Source organism: Pseudomonas sp. W22_MBD1_FP4 (assembly GCF_052113765.1).
GTDB lineage: Bacteria > Pseudomonadota > Gammaproteobacteria > Pseudomonadales > Pseudomonadaceae > Aquipseudomonas > Aquipseudomonas sivasensis.
In genome coordinates, this window is record NZ_JBGQOI010000002.1 from 198,994 (window position 1) to 213,573 (window position 14,580).

At 59.4% G+C, this 14,580-nt stretch carries 14 protein-coding genes; 9 read left to right on the top strand and 5 right to left on the bottom strand.

Going from position 1 to position 14,580, the window contains the following annotated elements; translation table 11 throughout:
* The first annotated feature begins 138 nt into the window (after positions 1 to 138).
* The 7 genes from cobU (at position 139) to ACEN2T_RS03770 (ending at position 5,428) form a co-directional block, all read left to right on the top strand.
* Complete coding sequence (gene cobU, locus ACEN2T_RS03740) at positions 139 to 660, top strand: bifunctional adenosylcobinamide kinase/adenosylcobinamide-phosphate guanylyltransferase (RefSeq protein WP_095185414.1); 522 nt, start codon at positions 139 to 141, stop codon at positions 658 to 660.
* Positions 657 to 1,712, top strand: a complete 1,056-nt coding sequence (gene cobT / locus ACEN2T_RS03745) for a nicotinate-nucleotide--dimethylbenzimidazole phosphoribosyltransferase (RefSeq protein ID WP_442116333.1) — start codon at positions 657 to 659, stop codon at positions 1,710 to 1,712. Before cobU ends, cobT begins: the two co-directional genes overlap by 4 nt.
* The gene (gene cobC / locus ACEN2T_RS03750) at positions 1,709 to 2,284 is read left to right on the top strand and encodes an alpha-ribazole phosphatase family protein (protein WP_122764577.1); all 576 of its coding nucleotides are present in this window, start codon (positions 1,709 to 1,711) and stop codon (positions 2,282 to 2,284) included. The genes cobT and cobC overlap by 4 nt, the downstream gene beginning before the upstream one ends.
* Before the next feature lie 2 nt (positions 2,285 to 2,286).
* Positions 2,287 to 3,015 carry an adenosylcobinamide-GDP ribazoletransferase gene (locus ACEN2T_RS03755; protein WP_442116334.1) on the top strand — a complete coding sequence of 243 codons (729 nt, stop codon included), beginning with the start codon at positions 2,287 to 2,289 and terminating at the stop codon, positions 3,013 to 3,015.
* A 42-nt stretch (positions 3,016 to 3,057) separates the two neighbouring features.
* Entirely contained in the window at positions 3,058 to 3,462 is a 405-nt protein-coding gene (locus tag ACEN2T_RS03760; RefSeq protein WP_442116335.1) for a MarR family winged helix-turn-helix transcriptional regulator, read from the top strand.
* A gap of 63 nt (positions 3,463 to 3,525) precedes the next feature.
* On the top strand, positions 3,526 to 4,725 hold the full coding sequence (locus ACEN2T_RS03765) for an MFS transporter (protein WP_163035004.1): 1,200 nt from the start codon (positions 3,526 to 3,528) through the stop codon (positions 4,723 to 4,725).
* A 151-nt stretch (positions 4,726 to 4,876) separates the two neighbouring features.
* Entirely contained in the window at positions 4,877 to 5,428 is a 552-nt protein-coding gene (locus tag ACEN2T_RS03770) for a glutathione peroxidase (RefSeq protein WP_032887814.1), read from the top strand.
* A gap of 65 nt (positions 5,429 to 5,493) precedes the next feature.
* Here the strand turns inward: ACEN2T_RS03770 and ACEN2T_RS03775 are convergent, their stop codons facing one another.
* The 4 genes from ACEN2T_RS03775 to ACEN2T_RS03790 form a co-directional block, all read right to left on the bottom strand.
* Positions 5,494 to 6,777: an OmpP1/FadL family transporter gene (locus ACEN2T_RS03775; RefSeq protein ID WP_122754441.1), complete on the bottom strand. Its 1,284-nt coding sequence runs from the start codon at positions 6,775 to 6,777 to the stop codon at positions 5,494 to 5,496.
* A gap of 146 nt (positions 6,778 to 6,923) precedes the next feature.
* Positions 6,924 to 7,406, bottom strand: a complete 483-nt coding sequence (locus tag ACEN2T_RS03780) for a hypothetical protein (protein WP_032887818.1) — start codon at positions 7,404 to 7,406, stop codon at positions 6,924 to 6,926.
* A 281-nt stretch (positions 7,407 to 7,687) separates the two neighbouring features.
* Positions 7,688 to 7,912: a hypothetical protein gene (locus tag ACEN2T_RS03785; RefSeq protein WP_003175353.1), complete on the bottom strand. Its 225-nt coding sequence runs from the start codon at positions 7,910 to 7,912 to the stop codon at positions 7,688 to 7,690.
* A gap of 444 nt (positions 7,913 to 8,356) precedes the next feature.
* Positions 8,357 to 8,662 (bottom strand): hypothetical protein, encoded by a 306-nt coding sequence (locus ACEN2T_RS03790; protein WP_442116336.1) that lies wholly within the window; start codon positions 8,660 to 8,662, stop codon positions 8,357 to 8,359.
* Between the two features lie 456 nt (positions 8,663 to 9,118).
* Here ACEN2T_RS03790 and ACEN2T_RS03795 point away from each other — a divergent pair, with 456 nt between their 5' ends.
* Together ACEN2T_RS03795 and rmuC are read left to right on the top strand one after the other, a co-directional pair.
* Positions 9,119 to 9,442, top strand: coding sequence for a hypothetical protein (locus tag ACEN2T_RS03795; RefSeq protein WP_032887821.1), 324 nt, complete (start codon positions 9,119 to 9,121; stop codon positions 9,440 to 9,442).
* Positions 9,443 to 9,503: 61 nt separating this feature from the next.
* Complete coding sequence (gene rmuC, locus ACEN2T_RS03800; protein WP_095185419.1) at positions 9,504 to 10,982, top strand: DNA recombination protein RmuC; 1,479 nt, start codon at positions 9,504 to 9,506, stop codon at positions 10,980 to 10,982.
* Between the two features lie 33 nt (positions 10,983 to 11,015).
* Here rmuC and ACEN2T_RS03805 read toward each other — a convergent pair whose 3' ends face one another.
* Positions 11,016 to 14,486: a hybrid sensor histidine kinase/response regulator gene (locus ACEN2T_RS03805; RefSeq protein WP_032887824.1), complete on the bottom strand. Its 3,471-nt coding sequence runs from the start codon at positions 14,484 to 14,486 to the stop codon at positions 11,016 to 11,018.
* Positions 14,487 to 14,580: the final 94 nt, after the last annotated feature.

Sequence of the window (14,580 nt, forward strand, 5' to 3'; positions counted from 1 at the left end):
AGGTGGTAGAGGGCTTTTGGTGTACGTATCCATTCCTGCGTTCGGCCAGCGTGGTTTACGGGGCGACTTCAGATCAAAAGCAGGATCAAAAACGACTCGCTTCGCATCGTGGATGGGTGAATGGGTAGGGGGTGTCTCATGCTTCAACTGATTTTAGGCGGCGCTCGTTCCGGTAAAAGCCGCCTGGCCGAAAAGCTCGCCAGCGACAGCGCTTTGCCCGTCATCTATATCGCCACCAGTCAGCCGCTTGACGGCGAGATGAATGCCCGCGTTGCCTCGCATCGCGAGCGTCGCCCTGATCATTGGGGTTTGATCGAAGAGCCTGTCGAGCTGGCGCGTGTGCTACGCGAAAACGCCGCACCCGGTCGCTGCTTGCTGGTGGATTGCCTGACCCTGTGGCTGACCAATCTGCTGATGCTCGAAGACGCAGAGCGCTTGGTGTTTGAGCGCGATCAATTGCTGGAAACTCTGGCCACGCTGCCGGGGGAAATCATTTTTGTCAGCAACGAGACCGGAATGGGTGTCGTGCCGCTGGGCGAATTGACTCGCCGCTATGTGGATGAAGCCGGTTGGCTGCATCAAGCTTTGGCCGAGCGGTGTCAGCGTGTTGTCCTGACGGTTGCCGGCCTGCCCCTGACTTTGAAAGGTATTGCGTTATGACTGACACCTGGTGGATCAACCCTTGTAAGGCGATTGACGCCTCGGCGTACGAACAGGCCCTGGCGCGCCAGCAGCAATTGACCAAGCCGGCCGGTTCCCTCGGTCAGTTGGAAGCGCTGGCCGTGCAATTGGCTGGCTTGCAGGGCCAGGTCAAACCGTCGGTTGATCACGTGTGGATTGCGATTTTTGCCGGGGATCACGGCGTGGTTGCCGAAGGTGTGTCGGCGTATCCCCAGGAAGTGACCGGGCAGATGCTGCATAACTTTGTCACCGGTGGTGCGGCCATCAGCGTACTGGCGCGGCAATTGGATGGGCAGTTGGAGGTGGTCGACCTCGGTACGGTGAACCCGTCGCTGAGCCTGCCGGGCGTGCGTCACCTGAATATCGGTGCGGGCACCGCCAACTTCGTCAAGGGCCCGGCAATGACCGTGGCTCAGGGGCAATTGGCATTGCAAGCGGGTCGCGACAGCGTGCTGCGTGCCCGTGAAAGCGGTGCGCAGTTGTTTATCGGCGGCGAAATGGGCATCGGCAACACCACCGCCGCCAGTGCGTTAGCGTGCGCGTTGCTCGATTGCCGCGTCAGCGATCTGACCGGCCCGGGTACAGGGTTGAACGCTGAAGGGGTGAGCCACAAGGTTGCCGTGATCGAACGCTCATTGGCGTTGCATGGCGGGCAGCGTGGTGACGCACTGCACACCCTGTTCAACCTGGGCGGCTTTGAGATTGCTGCCTTGGTGGGAGCTTATCTGGCGTGCGCCCAAGAAGGCGTGGTGGTGCTGGTGGATGGGTTTATCTGCACGGTCGCCGCACTGGTGGCCACGCGTCTGAATCCGGACTGCCGCGATTGGCTGTTGTTCGGCCATCGGGGCGCTGAACCGGGTCATCGTCATGTGCTGCAAAGCCTTGATGCACAACCGTTGCTCGAACTCGGCTTGCGCCTGGGCGAAGGCAGCGGCGCCGCGTTGGCGGTACCGTTGTTGCGCCTGGCGTGTGCGCTGCACGGGCAGATGGCGACCTTTGCTGAAGCGGCCGTGGCAGACCGTCCGGCATGATTTTGCACCTGGACCTGCTGCGCCACGGCGAAACCGAGCTGGGCGGCGGCCTGCGTGGCAGCCTGGATGACGCCTTGACCGCCAAAGGCTGGGAGCAGATGCGCGCCGCCGTCATAGCGCAGGGGCCTTGGGACCGGCTCATCAGTTCGCCGCTGCAACGCTGCGCGCGCTTCGCTGATGAGTTGGCGGCGCGGCTGAAGGTGCCGGTGAGCTTGGAAAAAGACCTGCAAGAGCTGCACTTCGGCGCTTGGGAAGGACAGAGCGCGGCGGCGTTGATGGAAACCGACGCCGAAGGCTTGGGCCTGTTCTGGGCCGATCCCTATAGCTTCACGCCACCTGAGGGTGAGCCGGTCAGGGAATTTTCCGAACGTGTTTTGAGCGCCGTCTCACGCTTGCATCAGGACTATGCTGGTGAGCGCGTGCTGTTAGTCAGTCATGGCGGGGTGATGCGTTTGCTATTGGCCCAGGCCCGAGGCTTGCCCCGCGAGCAGTTGCTGAATGTCGAAGTCGGCCATGGTGGGCTGTTCAGCTTGCAGGTCGCTGCCGATGGCGTGTTGAAGGAAGGAATCTGACGATGCTGCCGTTCTGGATCGCCCTGCAATTTCTCAGCAGCCTGCCGATTCGCTTGCCGGGCATGCCGCAGCCACAGGAGTTGGGGCGCTCGTTGCTGTTTTATCCGGTAGTCGGGCTGCTGTTCGGTTTGCTGTTGTGGGGTTTGAATACGGCGCTGATGGGGGCGCCATTGTTGCTGCATGCCGCGCTGCTGCTGACGGCCTGGGTGTTGCTCAGTGGCGGGTTGCACTTGGATGGCCTGGCGGATAGCGCGGACGCGTGGCTCGGTGGTTTTGGCGACCGTGAGCGCACCCTGACCATCATGAAAGACCCCCGCAGCGGACCGATGGCGGTGGTCACCCTGGGCTTGGTGTTGCTGCTCAAGTTCACTGCACTGGTGGCCTTGATTGAGCAACACAACGGCGCTGCGCTCATTTTGGCACCGCTGATCGGGCGGGCCTCGATGCTGGCGTTGTTTCTGACCACTCGTTATGTGCGTGCTGGCGGGTTAGGTCAGGCATTGTCGGATCATTTACCTCGGCTCGTCGGCCAACAGGTGCTAATCCTCAGTGGTCTGGCCTGCATTCTTATCGGGGGATTCAGTGGTGGGATCGCGGTGCTGCTCGCGGCGATCTGCTTCATTGGTCTGCGCCAGTTGATGGTCAATCGCCTCGGCGGCACCACCGGCGACACCGCTGGGGCCTTGTTGGAGCTGCTGGAAGTCGCTGTATTGGTCGGTCTGGCGCTGTAACACTTTCTTGCATTTCAATAATCGCGGGTATATACACGTTCCATGCTTGCCTCCCAATGTTTATGCACCAACCTGCGACGCGCCGCCCGTGGCGTCAGCAGGCACTACGACGGCGCCCTCGACGGCTTCGGGATCAACGTTGCCCAGTATTCTTTGCTGTGTAACCTGCAGCGCCTTAATCAGCCGAGCATTTCCAGCCTGGCGGACGCCATGGGGCTGGACCGCAGCACCTTGGGGCGCAATCTCCGGGTGTTGGAGTGCGAAGGATTGGTCCAGTTGGTCGAGGGCAATGACCTGCGAAATCGCCTGGTGCTGCTGACCGAGGCGGGTGCAGAACGGCTGGCTGCGGCCTTGCCAGCCTGGGAAGCAGCGCAACAGAAATTGATCGATCAACTCGGCGCGGATAAACGCGAAACCTTGTTGGCCTTGCTGGATGAGCTCGCCTGAAGGCGAGCTTGTTCGAACATAAGCGGGTATATACCCGCGAGCGGAGAATAAGAAATGACCTCGATGTGGCGCACCAGTGGTTGGATCCTAGTGGGGAGTGCGCTGATCCTGGCGTTGTCATTGGGGGTGCGACACGGTTTCGGCCTGTTCCTTGCGCCAATGAGCAGTGAATTCGGCTGGGGTCGAGGCACGTTCGCCTTGGCGATTGCGCTGCAGAATCTGATCTGGGGCCTGGCGCAGCCATTTGCGGGGGCGGTGGCCGACCGGTTCGGCGCGACCAAAGTGGTATTTGTAGGTGGAGTGCTGTACGCCGTGGGCCTCGTGTTGATGGGCCTGTCCGATTCCGCGTGGTCGCTTTCGCTGAGTGCCGGTCTGCTGATTGGTATCGGTCTCTCTGGAACCTCGTTTTCGGTGATTCTTGGGGTCGTCGGCCGTGCCGTGGCGCCGGAAAAACGCAGCATGGCCATGGGTATTGCCAGCGCCGCAGGTTCATTCGGCCAGTTCGCTATGGTGCCCGGCACCTTAGGCTTGATCAGTTGGCTGGGCTGGTCCGCAGCACTGCTTGCGTTGGGCCTGATGGTGGCGTTGATCTTGCCGCTGGTCAGCATGCTCAAGGATCGGCCGCTGCCGGTACTGGCCGGGCAGCAGACCTTGCGCGAGGCATTGCACGAAGCCTGCGGACACTCCGGATTCTGGCTGCTGGCCTTTGGCTTTTTCGTCTGTGGTTTCCAGGTGGTGTTTATCGGTGTGCACCTGCCGGCCTATCTGGTGGATCAGCACTTGCCGGCCACCACAGGCACCACCGTGCTGGCATTGATTGGCCTGTTCAATATCGTCGGTACCTACACCGCCGGTTGGCTGGGTGGGCGTATGTCCAAGCCGCGTCTGCTGACCGGGTTGTACCTGTTGCGAGCGGTGGTGATTGTGCTGTTCCTGTGGGCGCCGGTGACCCAACTCAGCGCCTACCTGTTCGGCATGGCGATGGGCTTGCTGTGGTTGTCCACGGTGCCGCTGACCAACGGCACAGTAGCCACCTTGTTTGGCGTGCGAAATCTTTCGATGCTCGGTGGGATTGTGTTCTTGTTCCATCAGATTGGTTCGTTCCTCGGCGGTTGGTTGGGCGGGGTGGTCTATGATCGAACCGGCAACTACGATTTGATCTGGCAAGGTGCCATTGTGTTGAGCCTGCTCGCAGCCGCCCTCAATTGGCCGGTACGCGAGCGGCCGGTGGCGCGTCTACAGGCGCAAATGGAGGCGGCATGAGCCTGAAAGCACAGGGTTTATTGATTATTGCGGGGCTCATCCTGCTGGTGCTGGCATGGTGGGGCTGGCAGCGCGGCGGGCTGGCATTGATGCAACTGGGTATGTCGATCTGTTAAGTTCGATCCCTGAACTCTTGAAAGGACGTTTCGACATGCAGATGCGCTGGCTGGCTGTACCTGTGCTGATGGCGGCTTTTGGCGGTGTGGCGTTGGCTGCTGATTGCCCACCTTTGCTTGAAGGCCAATTGCCCAAACTGCGCGCCAAGGAATCCATCGACCTGTGCCAGCGCTTTGCCGGCAAGCCTTTGGTTATCGTCAACACCGCGAGCTTTTGCGGATTCGCCCCGCAGTTCAAAGGCCTCGAAGCCTTGTATCAACGCTACAAGGATCAAGGGCTGGAAGTGATCGGCGTGCCGTCCGATGACTTCAAGCAGGAAGCCAAGACCGGCGAGGAGACCGCCAAGGTCTGCTACGTGAACTACGGCGTGACCTTCACCATGACTGAGCCGCAGAAGGTCAAGGGCCCGGATGCAGTGAATCTGTTCAAGGTGTTGGCACAGCAGAGCAACGCGCCGAAGTGGAATTTCTACAAGTACGTGGTGGATCGCCAGGGTAAGGTGATTGCCGATTTTTCCAGCCTGACCAAGCCGGACAGCCCGGAGCTGATCAAGGCGGTGGAGCAGGCGATAGCGTCTAAACCCTGATCCGCGCCCAATGAAAAGCCCCGCCTCCTTTGCAGGAGAGCGGGGCTTTTTTACACCTGCCTGAATCAGAAGGTGTAGGTCATGCCCAGGCCGAAACCGTTGGCACTGTTTTCGTACTTGGCGCTGTAGTTGGACGGCAGCGAGGTGTTATTGACCTTGACGTCTTCTTCCTTGAGGTAGGAGTACGCCAGGTCGACCGTCATGTTATCCATGACCTTGTAGCCCAGGCCCACGCTGAAGATCGTCCGGTCGCCAGTAGGAATACGTGGCGAACGATCGGTGTTGTTGGTTGGCGACTGGTCGAAGGTCAGGCCGGTACGCAGTACCACCTGCTTGGTCAACTGGTATGAGGTACCCACGGCATAGGCCCAGGTGTCGTGCCAGTTTTGTTCTTCGGTGATGTTGGCGATTCGGCTAGGGGCCAGGGCGCCACCGTTTGTCCCAGTCACACCTTCGTTGTTGACGGTGATCTCTTTCAGGCGACTCCAGCGTGTCCAGGTTGCACCGCCGTACACTTTCCAGGCATCGGTCAGGTCTTGAGTGACCGACAGGTCGTAGGATTCCGGGGTCTCGATTTTCAAGGAGGCGTCGTAACGGTTGTTACGCAGCGCGCCTTGAGTCTGGGCCGGACCGCTGACGGTGGTGTGCCCCTCAAGCTTGTAATTGACCTTGGAGTGGTAGGTCAGGCCGACGCGGGTAGTATCGGTTGCCTGGACCAGCACACCAACATTGAAGCCCAGTGCGGTGTCATCACCCTTGATCTTGACGTTGGTGTCCGAGAAAGGCGCGCCGATTACCAATGTCTTGTCCGACTCCAACACCCCGGAGATGCGGTTGATGGTCGGACCAAAACCGATGGAAACCTTGTCGTTGAAGGCATAGCTGACAGTCGGCTGGAAGGTCATGACCTTCACTTCGCTCTTGCTGCCAAAGCCACGGCCCTGGAAGCCGTTTTCGTAGTCGGTCACCAGACCGAACGGTGCATAGACGCCGAAGCCGATGGCCCACTGATCGTTGAGTTTGTTGGTGTAGAAGCCGAATGGCACCGCAGTGAACGGAACCATATCACCTTTGTTGGAGCCGCTTGGGCGGCCACTTGCGTCCTTGATATCGGTCGAAGCATCAATGGCAGCAACACCGCCCGTGATCTGCTGGCCATTCAGGCGAGCCATACCGGCAGGGTTACCGTAAACAGTGCTTGCATCATCGGCAGAAGAGGAGCGACCTGCGAAACCCGTACCCATCCCGCTCACGCTTTGTTCGTTCAGTGCAAAGCCGCTTGCGAACAGTTGGGAGGATGCCATGGCAACGGCGAGGCTAAGTGTGGTCTTGAGCATTACTTTTTTCATTATTAGAACTCCGTGGTGATCACCGCTGCGGAAAGTACCAATAAAATTAACATCGCGCTATAGGCTGTAATGTCGGAGATAGAGCGGTTTTGTAGGACAATCCGACCAAAATCCAGCGTTTTTGGCGAATCTTGCAAATTGCCCGGTCAGCAGGCCACGTGATTCATGGGTGAAACACAGGTTTGCCAGGTTTGGGTGAAATCTCGCAGCCTTCCTTGCGGATGAAATATTTCTTTCCAGATACGTGCCATCGCTAAAACGTCACCGGATGGAGGCAGGGCAGGGCTGTGTTGTTCCACCAGAAGCCATGCGATGGCGGTGGCGTAACGAAGGTTTACGGTGAGCTCCAATTGGGGGGCGCTGAGAAAGGCGTGTTGGCTGGCCAGCCCGCGCACCAGGCTGGCACGCTCGGGGTCGAGTGCCAGGTAGGTGTCCCACAAGGCGCGATGACGGGGTTCGGTGATGCTGTACAGGCCGTGACCGCGTCGATCGTGCAAGGCGGAACCCAATTCCGACTGGCTGGCCGCGATACCCAGGAGCAGAGACTCTGCCGTAGGGCTCTGTCGGTCGAGGTACATCAGCGTCGGTCGGATTACATAACGACACAATTCACTGGCAGCGATACCCATACAAGCCTCAATCCGTGAAAGTGGTCGACGAGACCTGAGAAGGAGGGGGCTTGGCAGCAGTGGATCGGATCTCAGGCTCGCCGGAAGCGGATCACGCCGCTTGAGTTGAAGTGTAGTGTCATATTCACGATGTAAAGGCCTGTTTTTAAAACATCTTATTCAACCAGTTATAATGTTTATATCGATTTGAACTTAGTAAAACTTCGCAATTCAGGAATCGCAGGCAATAAAAAACCCTGTGTTTTAAACAGGGTTTTTTGTGTTTCAGCGACTCGGGTCGATCAGGCAACCAGTGCCTGACGGGTACGCTCGATCACGGCCTGCAGCGGTTCTGCGCTGGAGTATTGATCGGGGTACAGGCGTTCGCTGTGACGAGCGATGCCGTGTTCGTTGACCAGTGTGAAGCTGAAGCAGCCTTTGCGAGCGGCCATGATCAGGCAGTTCATTGGGGCAAAAGCATTAGTGAGGGTGCGAATGGCATCCTGAGTATGGATTTGAGCGTTCATATTATTGGTGTTCCTACAAATGACACGGATTAAGAGCCGTGCAACGTTAAAACGTTCCAGTAACGTTGATCACCATTGATCAAACGAAGAACCTGACTGGAACAAAGCAGCCAGTTTGAAGCGCTAATAAGTTAGGCGCGCTTGGGCTGGCAGGTAGGTACTTAGGAGGGCAGGCAGCACAACAGGGGCAAAGGTTCTGGGCCCAGGGTGAAGATCCTGATCAATTTGCAGGTTGGTTCGGTCAGAGTATGGAAACTTCGCGACACCCTTTGCTTGTTCAAAGGCAATGTCGTCGCAAGTGATACCTGGAAACCTTCGAGGTGGTCGATCCCGTGTTGTTCAGGGGAGTTGTTCGACCAGAATTGACTTTCAGCTTGGTACTAACGCCGCGGATAGTAACGGAATGAAACAGGTAATGGAAGTGTGTTACCAAAAAAACTTCAATCAGCCAGCCAGCAGGCTGCGGTAGATCAGTACGGTGATAGCTGCGGCCATCGAACAGCCCAGCCCATAGGCGGCTAAGGTCAGGCGCAGTGATTGGCCGGTCTCAACGACCTTCATCACATCGCGCATATCGTTGATGCGGCCTTCGCCGAGCTCGATGCACAGGCTTATGGCCGTGAAAGCGGCCGACAGCAAGATAGCGATGGCGAACAGCGCGCCATCTGGCGATGGCAGCGCGGCATTAATCCACAATGAGATGGCGCAGATGGCCAGTAACAGCACAGCGAATAACAGAATTCCTTTCATCGACCTAGTCCGCATTGCGTTGCCCGTCGGGCAGTGTGGAGAGCCGGTAAAGATTTGAAAAGTCCCCAATTGGCTTCGCGGTAACGTTTTTGAAGGCAGTCGCTCCAAAAAAAGCCGGGGATATAACCATCGGATCGGTACTTGTGCACATTGGTTGCGGCAGGTGTAACCAGGCTGTCCATCGCATCGCAGCCTCGCCATTTGCCTGTAATGGAAATTTAAGTCAATGAAAAATCTGGCTTTTTTTTATTGGTGAAAAAATCGTCAGTTTGACTGCGAGCCCCGCTCCATGGGCCTTTGCGCGAGTTTAAGGTAGGTTGTCCACTGAGTTATCCACAGCTTCTGTGGATTGTCCCAAGCGCTTGCTCTAGCACGGGCGTGCACGGTTTTTTGAGCTTTACCTGTACGAAAAAAAGAGTAGAGTGGCGCGCCTTCCGTTCTGTCCCACAGTGCTTTATGAAGTTTCGCTCAGTATCACCTTCTGTTACCGACACCCTACAGACTGTTACCGCACCCAAGCGCTTCTCATTGAAAGTGGCCCTGTGGTTGCTCGACAGCCCGCGCCTGGGACACAGCAGCAACGTCAAACACTTCGCCGGACGCTTGCTCAAGCAGCCGGCTCGTGAAGGCGTCGTCGCCGCACAAAGCCGCCTGGGCCAATTGATGTGCCGTGAATGCGGCAATGCCCGCGACCGCCGTATCGGTCACGACCTGCTGCGCATGGCCGCCCGTGCCGGTGACCTGCGCGCCCAACGCGAACTGGGCCAGGTCGAAGACTGAGCTGTCTTCCCGCCCTATGCTTGGTTAACCTTGCTCCTTTTCGGTGATGGCAGAAATGGCTATGGCTTTTGACTGGACCAGTATTGCCCTGGGCCTTGCAGGCGCTGCAGTGCCGTTGTTGGCCGTGTGCTGGCAGCTCCAGCGGCGGTTGACCGCGCGCACCACTGGCTGGGAATTGCTTGAAGAGCGCCTGGCCACTGCGCAACTGGCCCAGGAAGGCCTCGCCGCGCAACTGGATGCCAGCCGCGATGAAATCAGCGACCTGAGCCAGGCCAACGCCGCCAAGCAGGCCGACCTCGCCGCTGTGCGCCGCGAAGTCGAACTGCTGCAGATCGACCGTGACAACGCCCGCGACGCCGCCCACGCCTGGAACCTCGACCGCAGTGCAAAAGACACCGAATTACGGCGCCTCGACGCCCTGGCGGCCGGCTTGCGCGCCGAACTGCGTGAGCAACAGGACAGCCATCAACAGCGTCTGACTGACCTGCAAGGCTCGCGAGATGAGCTGCGCGCGCAGTTCGCCGAATTGGCCGGCAAGATCTTCGACGAGCGTGAACAGCGCTTTGCTGAAACCAGCCAGGAACGCCTCGGACAGTTGCTCGATCCGTTGAAGGAACGCATACAGTCCTTCGAAAAGCGTGTGGAAGAGAGCTATCAGAACGAGGCGCGTGAGCGTTTTTCCCTGGCCAAGGAGCTTGAGCGCTTACAGCAACTGAACCTGCGTCTGTCAGACGAAGCCACCAACCTGACCCGCGCCCTCAAGGGCCAGAAAACCCAGGGCAACTGGGGCGAACTGATCCTTGAGCGCGTGCTGGAACATGCGGGACTGGAGAAGGGGCGCGAGTACCAGACCCAGGTCAGCCTCAAAGGGCCGGACGGCGAACGCTTTCAGCCGGATGTGCTGATCATGTTGCCTGGCGACAAGCAGGTGGTGGTGGATTCCAAGGTCAGCCTGACGGCGTATCAACAGTACGTTGCGGCTGATGATGAAGTGATTGGCCAAGCGGCGCTGAAACAGCACGTGCTGTCGCTGCGCAATCACGTCAAAGGCTTGGCCGGCAAGGACTATAAGCGCCTGGAAGGCCTGCACAGCCTGGATTTCGTCTTGCTGTTTGTGCCGATCGAAGCGGCGTTTTCCGCCGCGTTGCAGGCCGAGCCGAATCTGTTTCAAGAGGCCTTCGACCGCCATATCGTGATCGTCAGCCCTACGACCTTGCTTGCGACACTGCGGGTGATCGATAGCCTGTGGAAGCAGGAACGCCAAAGCCAGAACGCCCGGGAAATCGCCGAGCGCGCTGGTTGGCTGTATGACAAGTTTGTGCTGTTTATCCAAGACCTGGACGAAGTGGGCAACCGTCTTCAGCAGTTGGATAAGGCCTACAGCGCCGCGCGAAACAAGCTGACAGATGGACGCGGAAATCTGGTCAGCCGCACCGAGCAATTAAGGCTGCTGGGTGCTCGCGCGAGCAAAAGCCTGCCGGCGGATTTGCTGGAGCGGGCGATGACCGATTCAGACGGCGTCGCACACCTTCCCGAATAAACGCAGCGCTAAATGTGGGGGGGCGCATCCGGTTTATAGAGGTAAGTGTCGACTCAGCAACGCCCGCAACGCCGCCGGCTTCACCGGCTTGGCCAGATAGTCCAAGCCAGCCGCATGCACCTCGGCAACCATCTCCGGACGGCCGTCGGCACTGATGACCACACCGGGAATAGGCTCCGCCAACTGCGCGCGCAGCCAACCCATCAATTCAGTGCCGGTTTCTCCATGATCCAAGTGGTAATCCACCAGCGCCAGTTGCGGCCGCACCCCTTCGGCTAACAACGCCGCGCACTGCGCCTGGTCGGTGGCGGTCCACACTTCGCACCCCCAGCGCGTCAGCAGGCTGCGCATGCCGATCAGGATGCTTTCTTCGTTATCCACGCACAGCACTTGCGCGCCGCTCAATGGCTGGCCGTTATCCGCTGTCGGCTTGGGCTGCGGGCTGGCCTGGTTGCGCGCCAGTGGCACGCGCACGCTGAACACGCTGCCTTTGCCCGGCCACGAGCGCACGCTCAGACGATGGCCCAGCACCCGGCATAGGCCGTCGGCAATCGCGAGGCCCAGGCCCAGGCCTTTCTCGGCGCGGGTCTGATGGCTGTCCAGGCGCTTGAACTCTTCGAAGATCACCTTCTGTTTATCCTGCGGAATACCGGGGCCTCTGTCCCACACCTCCAGGCACAACTCGCCCTTGCGCCGGCGTACGCCAAGCAGCACCGGGCCGTCGGCATAACGGAAAGCGTTGGTCAGGAAATTCTGCAGGATTCGTCGCAGCAGCTTGATGTCGCTGTCGACCCGCAGGCGACTACCGCGCAGGCGGAAGCGCAAACCTTGCTCCTGGGCCAGTGCCTTGAATTCCGCGCCTAAAGTGTCGAACAGCTCGTTGAGCACAAAGGGTTGGCGTTGCGGATTGATCTTGCCGTTTTCCAGGCGCGAGATATCCAGCAGGTCGCTGATCAGGTCTTCGGCGGAGCGCAGCGAACTGTCCAAGTGCTGCACCAGTTGCCGGGCTTCGCTGGACAGGCCGTCGTTCTGGTGGGAGAGGGCGGCTGAGAACAGGCGGGCGGCGTTCAATGGTTGCATCAGGTCATGACTGACGGCTGCGAGAAAGCGTGTCTTCGACTGGCTGGCGGATTCGGCCACGCCTTTGGCATCGGTGAGCGCCACATTGAGCTGCGACAGTTCATGGGTACGTTCGGTCACCCGCTGCTCAAGGCCTTCGTTCGCTTCGGTGAGCGCCTGCTCGGCTTCGCGGAACGCGGTGATGTCAGTGAAGCTCATGACAAATCCACCACCGGGCATCGGGTTGCCAATCAGCTCAATCACCCGTCCATTCGGGAACAAACGCTCGGAGGTGTGCGCGCGGCCCTGGCGCATCCAGTGCAGGCGTCGCGCCACATGCACTTCGGCCTCACCCGGGCCACAAAGGCCGCGCTCGGCGTTGTAGCGGATGATGTCGGCGATTGGCCGGCCGACGCTGATCAGCCCGTCGGGGTAGTTGAACAGTTCCAGGTAGCGTCGATTCCAGGCCACCAGCTTGAGCGACTGGTCGACGACGCTGATGCCCTGGGTAATGTTTTCGATAGCCCCTTGCAGCAGCGCACGGTTGAACTGCAGCACTTCCGACGCTTCATCGGCGATGCGTACTACGTCCTCCAGCTGCATTTCCCGCCCTTCAATCGCAGCTTTTACCACCGCACGCGTCGAAGAGGCGCCGAGCACACCGGCCAACAGGCGTTCGGTGTGGGCGATCCAGTCGTTATCGGCATTCTGATTGGGGTTGAAGCCTTTGCCCTGGCGGTAGGCAAAGCGGATAAAGCTCTGCTGGGCACGTTCTTCACCAACGAAACGTGCCGCCAGGCTGAGGAGGTCGCTGATCTGTACCGACAGCATTGAGCGGGCGTTGGCGCGCTGGCTAATTTCCTGGCCGATAAAACGCCCGGCTTGCCAGTGCTCCGACACCCGCGTGCGCGACAGCATCGACACCCACACAAACAGCGTGAAGTTACCCGCCAGGGAGAACACCGTGCCCAGGGTCAGCGACGTGACGGATAAACCCAACGGGTGGGAATGCATCCACGTCAGCCCAGGGAAAAGGCTGAGGGACCAGCCCAGGCTTTTCGCCGTTACGGGTAGGACCAATGTGTAGAACCACAGGAATGTGCCCGCCGCCAAGCCGGCAAACACACCGCGGCGGTTCGCCTGCTTCCAATACAGCGCGCCAAGCATGGCCGGGGCGAGCTGGGTCACGGCGGCAAAAGCGATCTGTCCGATAGTTGCCAGGCTTGCCGTAGAACCCAGTAAGCGGTAACTCACGTAAGCCAACAGCAAAATGATCACAATGCTGACCCTGCGCACCGAGAGCATCCAGTGGCGGAACACCTCGAACGGGCGCTCTGCGCTGGAACGGCGCAACAGCCACGGCAGCAACATGTCGTTGGAGACCATGGTCGACAGGGCGATGCTCGCCACAATCACCATGCCGGTGGCCGCTGAGGCGCCGCCGATAAATGCCAGCACCGCCAACGCCGGATGGGCTTCGGCCATGGGCAGGCTGATCACGTAGGAGTCCGGCAATACGGAGCCGGGCAGCAGCATCTTGCCGCCGAGAGCGATGGGGATGACGAACAGAGCGGCGAGGATCAGGTAGGCGGGAAATACCCATTTGGCTACGCGCAGATCCTGCGGGTCGATGTTCTCTACCACCGTCACGTGAAACTGTCGGGGCAAGCAGATGATCGCCATCATCGCTACGCCGGTCTGCACCACCATTGACGGCCAGTTGACGGTCTCCTTCCAGTATTCCTCCAAGCGTGGCGCGAGCATTGCCTGGCTGAACAGGTCGCCGAAACCGTCGTAAAGGCCGTAGGTCACGAACGCGCCCACTGCAAGAAAAGCGAACAGCTTGACCAGGGATTCAAACGCAATCGCCAGCACCATGCCACGGTGGTGCTCCGTGGCGTCGAGGTTGCGCGTACCAAACACGATGGTGAACAGCGCCAGCACCAAGGACACGATCAGTGCTGTGTCCTGGGCCCGCGTGCCGGTGGTATCGGCGCCCGCGCCGATCAGCAGGTTCACCCCCAGCACGATGCCTTTGAGTTGGAGGGCGATATAGGGCAGCACGCCCACCAGGCAGATCAGCGCGACCACCACTGCCAGGGACTGGGATTTGCCGTAGCGCGCGGCAATGAAGTCTGCGATGGAGGTGATGTTTTCCTGTTTGCTGATCAGAATCATCTTCTGCAGCACCCAGGGTGCCAACACAAGCAACAGCACCGGTCCCAGGTAGATCGGTAAAAACGCCCACAACTGTTCGGCGGCTTGGCCTACGGCGCCGAAGAACGTCCAACTGGTGCAATACACCGCCAGAGACAGGCTGTACACCCAGGCGCGCACGCGCGGCGGCAATGGCGCGCGACGGCGGTCACCGTAGAAGGCAATGGCAAACATAATGGCCATATAGGCCAGGGCAACGGCTGCAATCAGCCCGCTGGACAGCGTCATGGTAACTCCGAGCATAGAAACACCCGGGTATTCCTGCCCCGGTTGGACAGTCTCGCATGATGGCTGAGGTTAGTCAGTGTCGACCAAGGTCGTG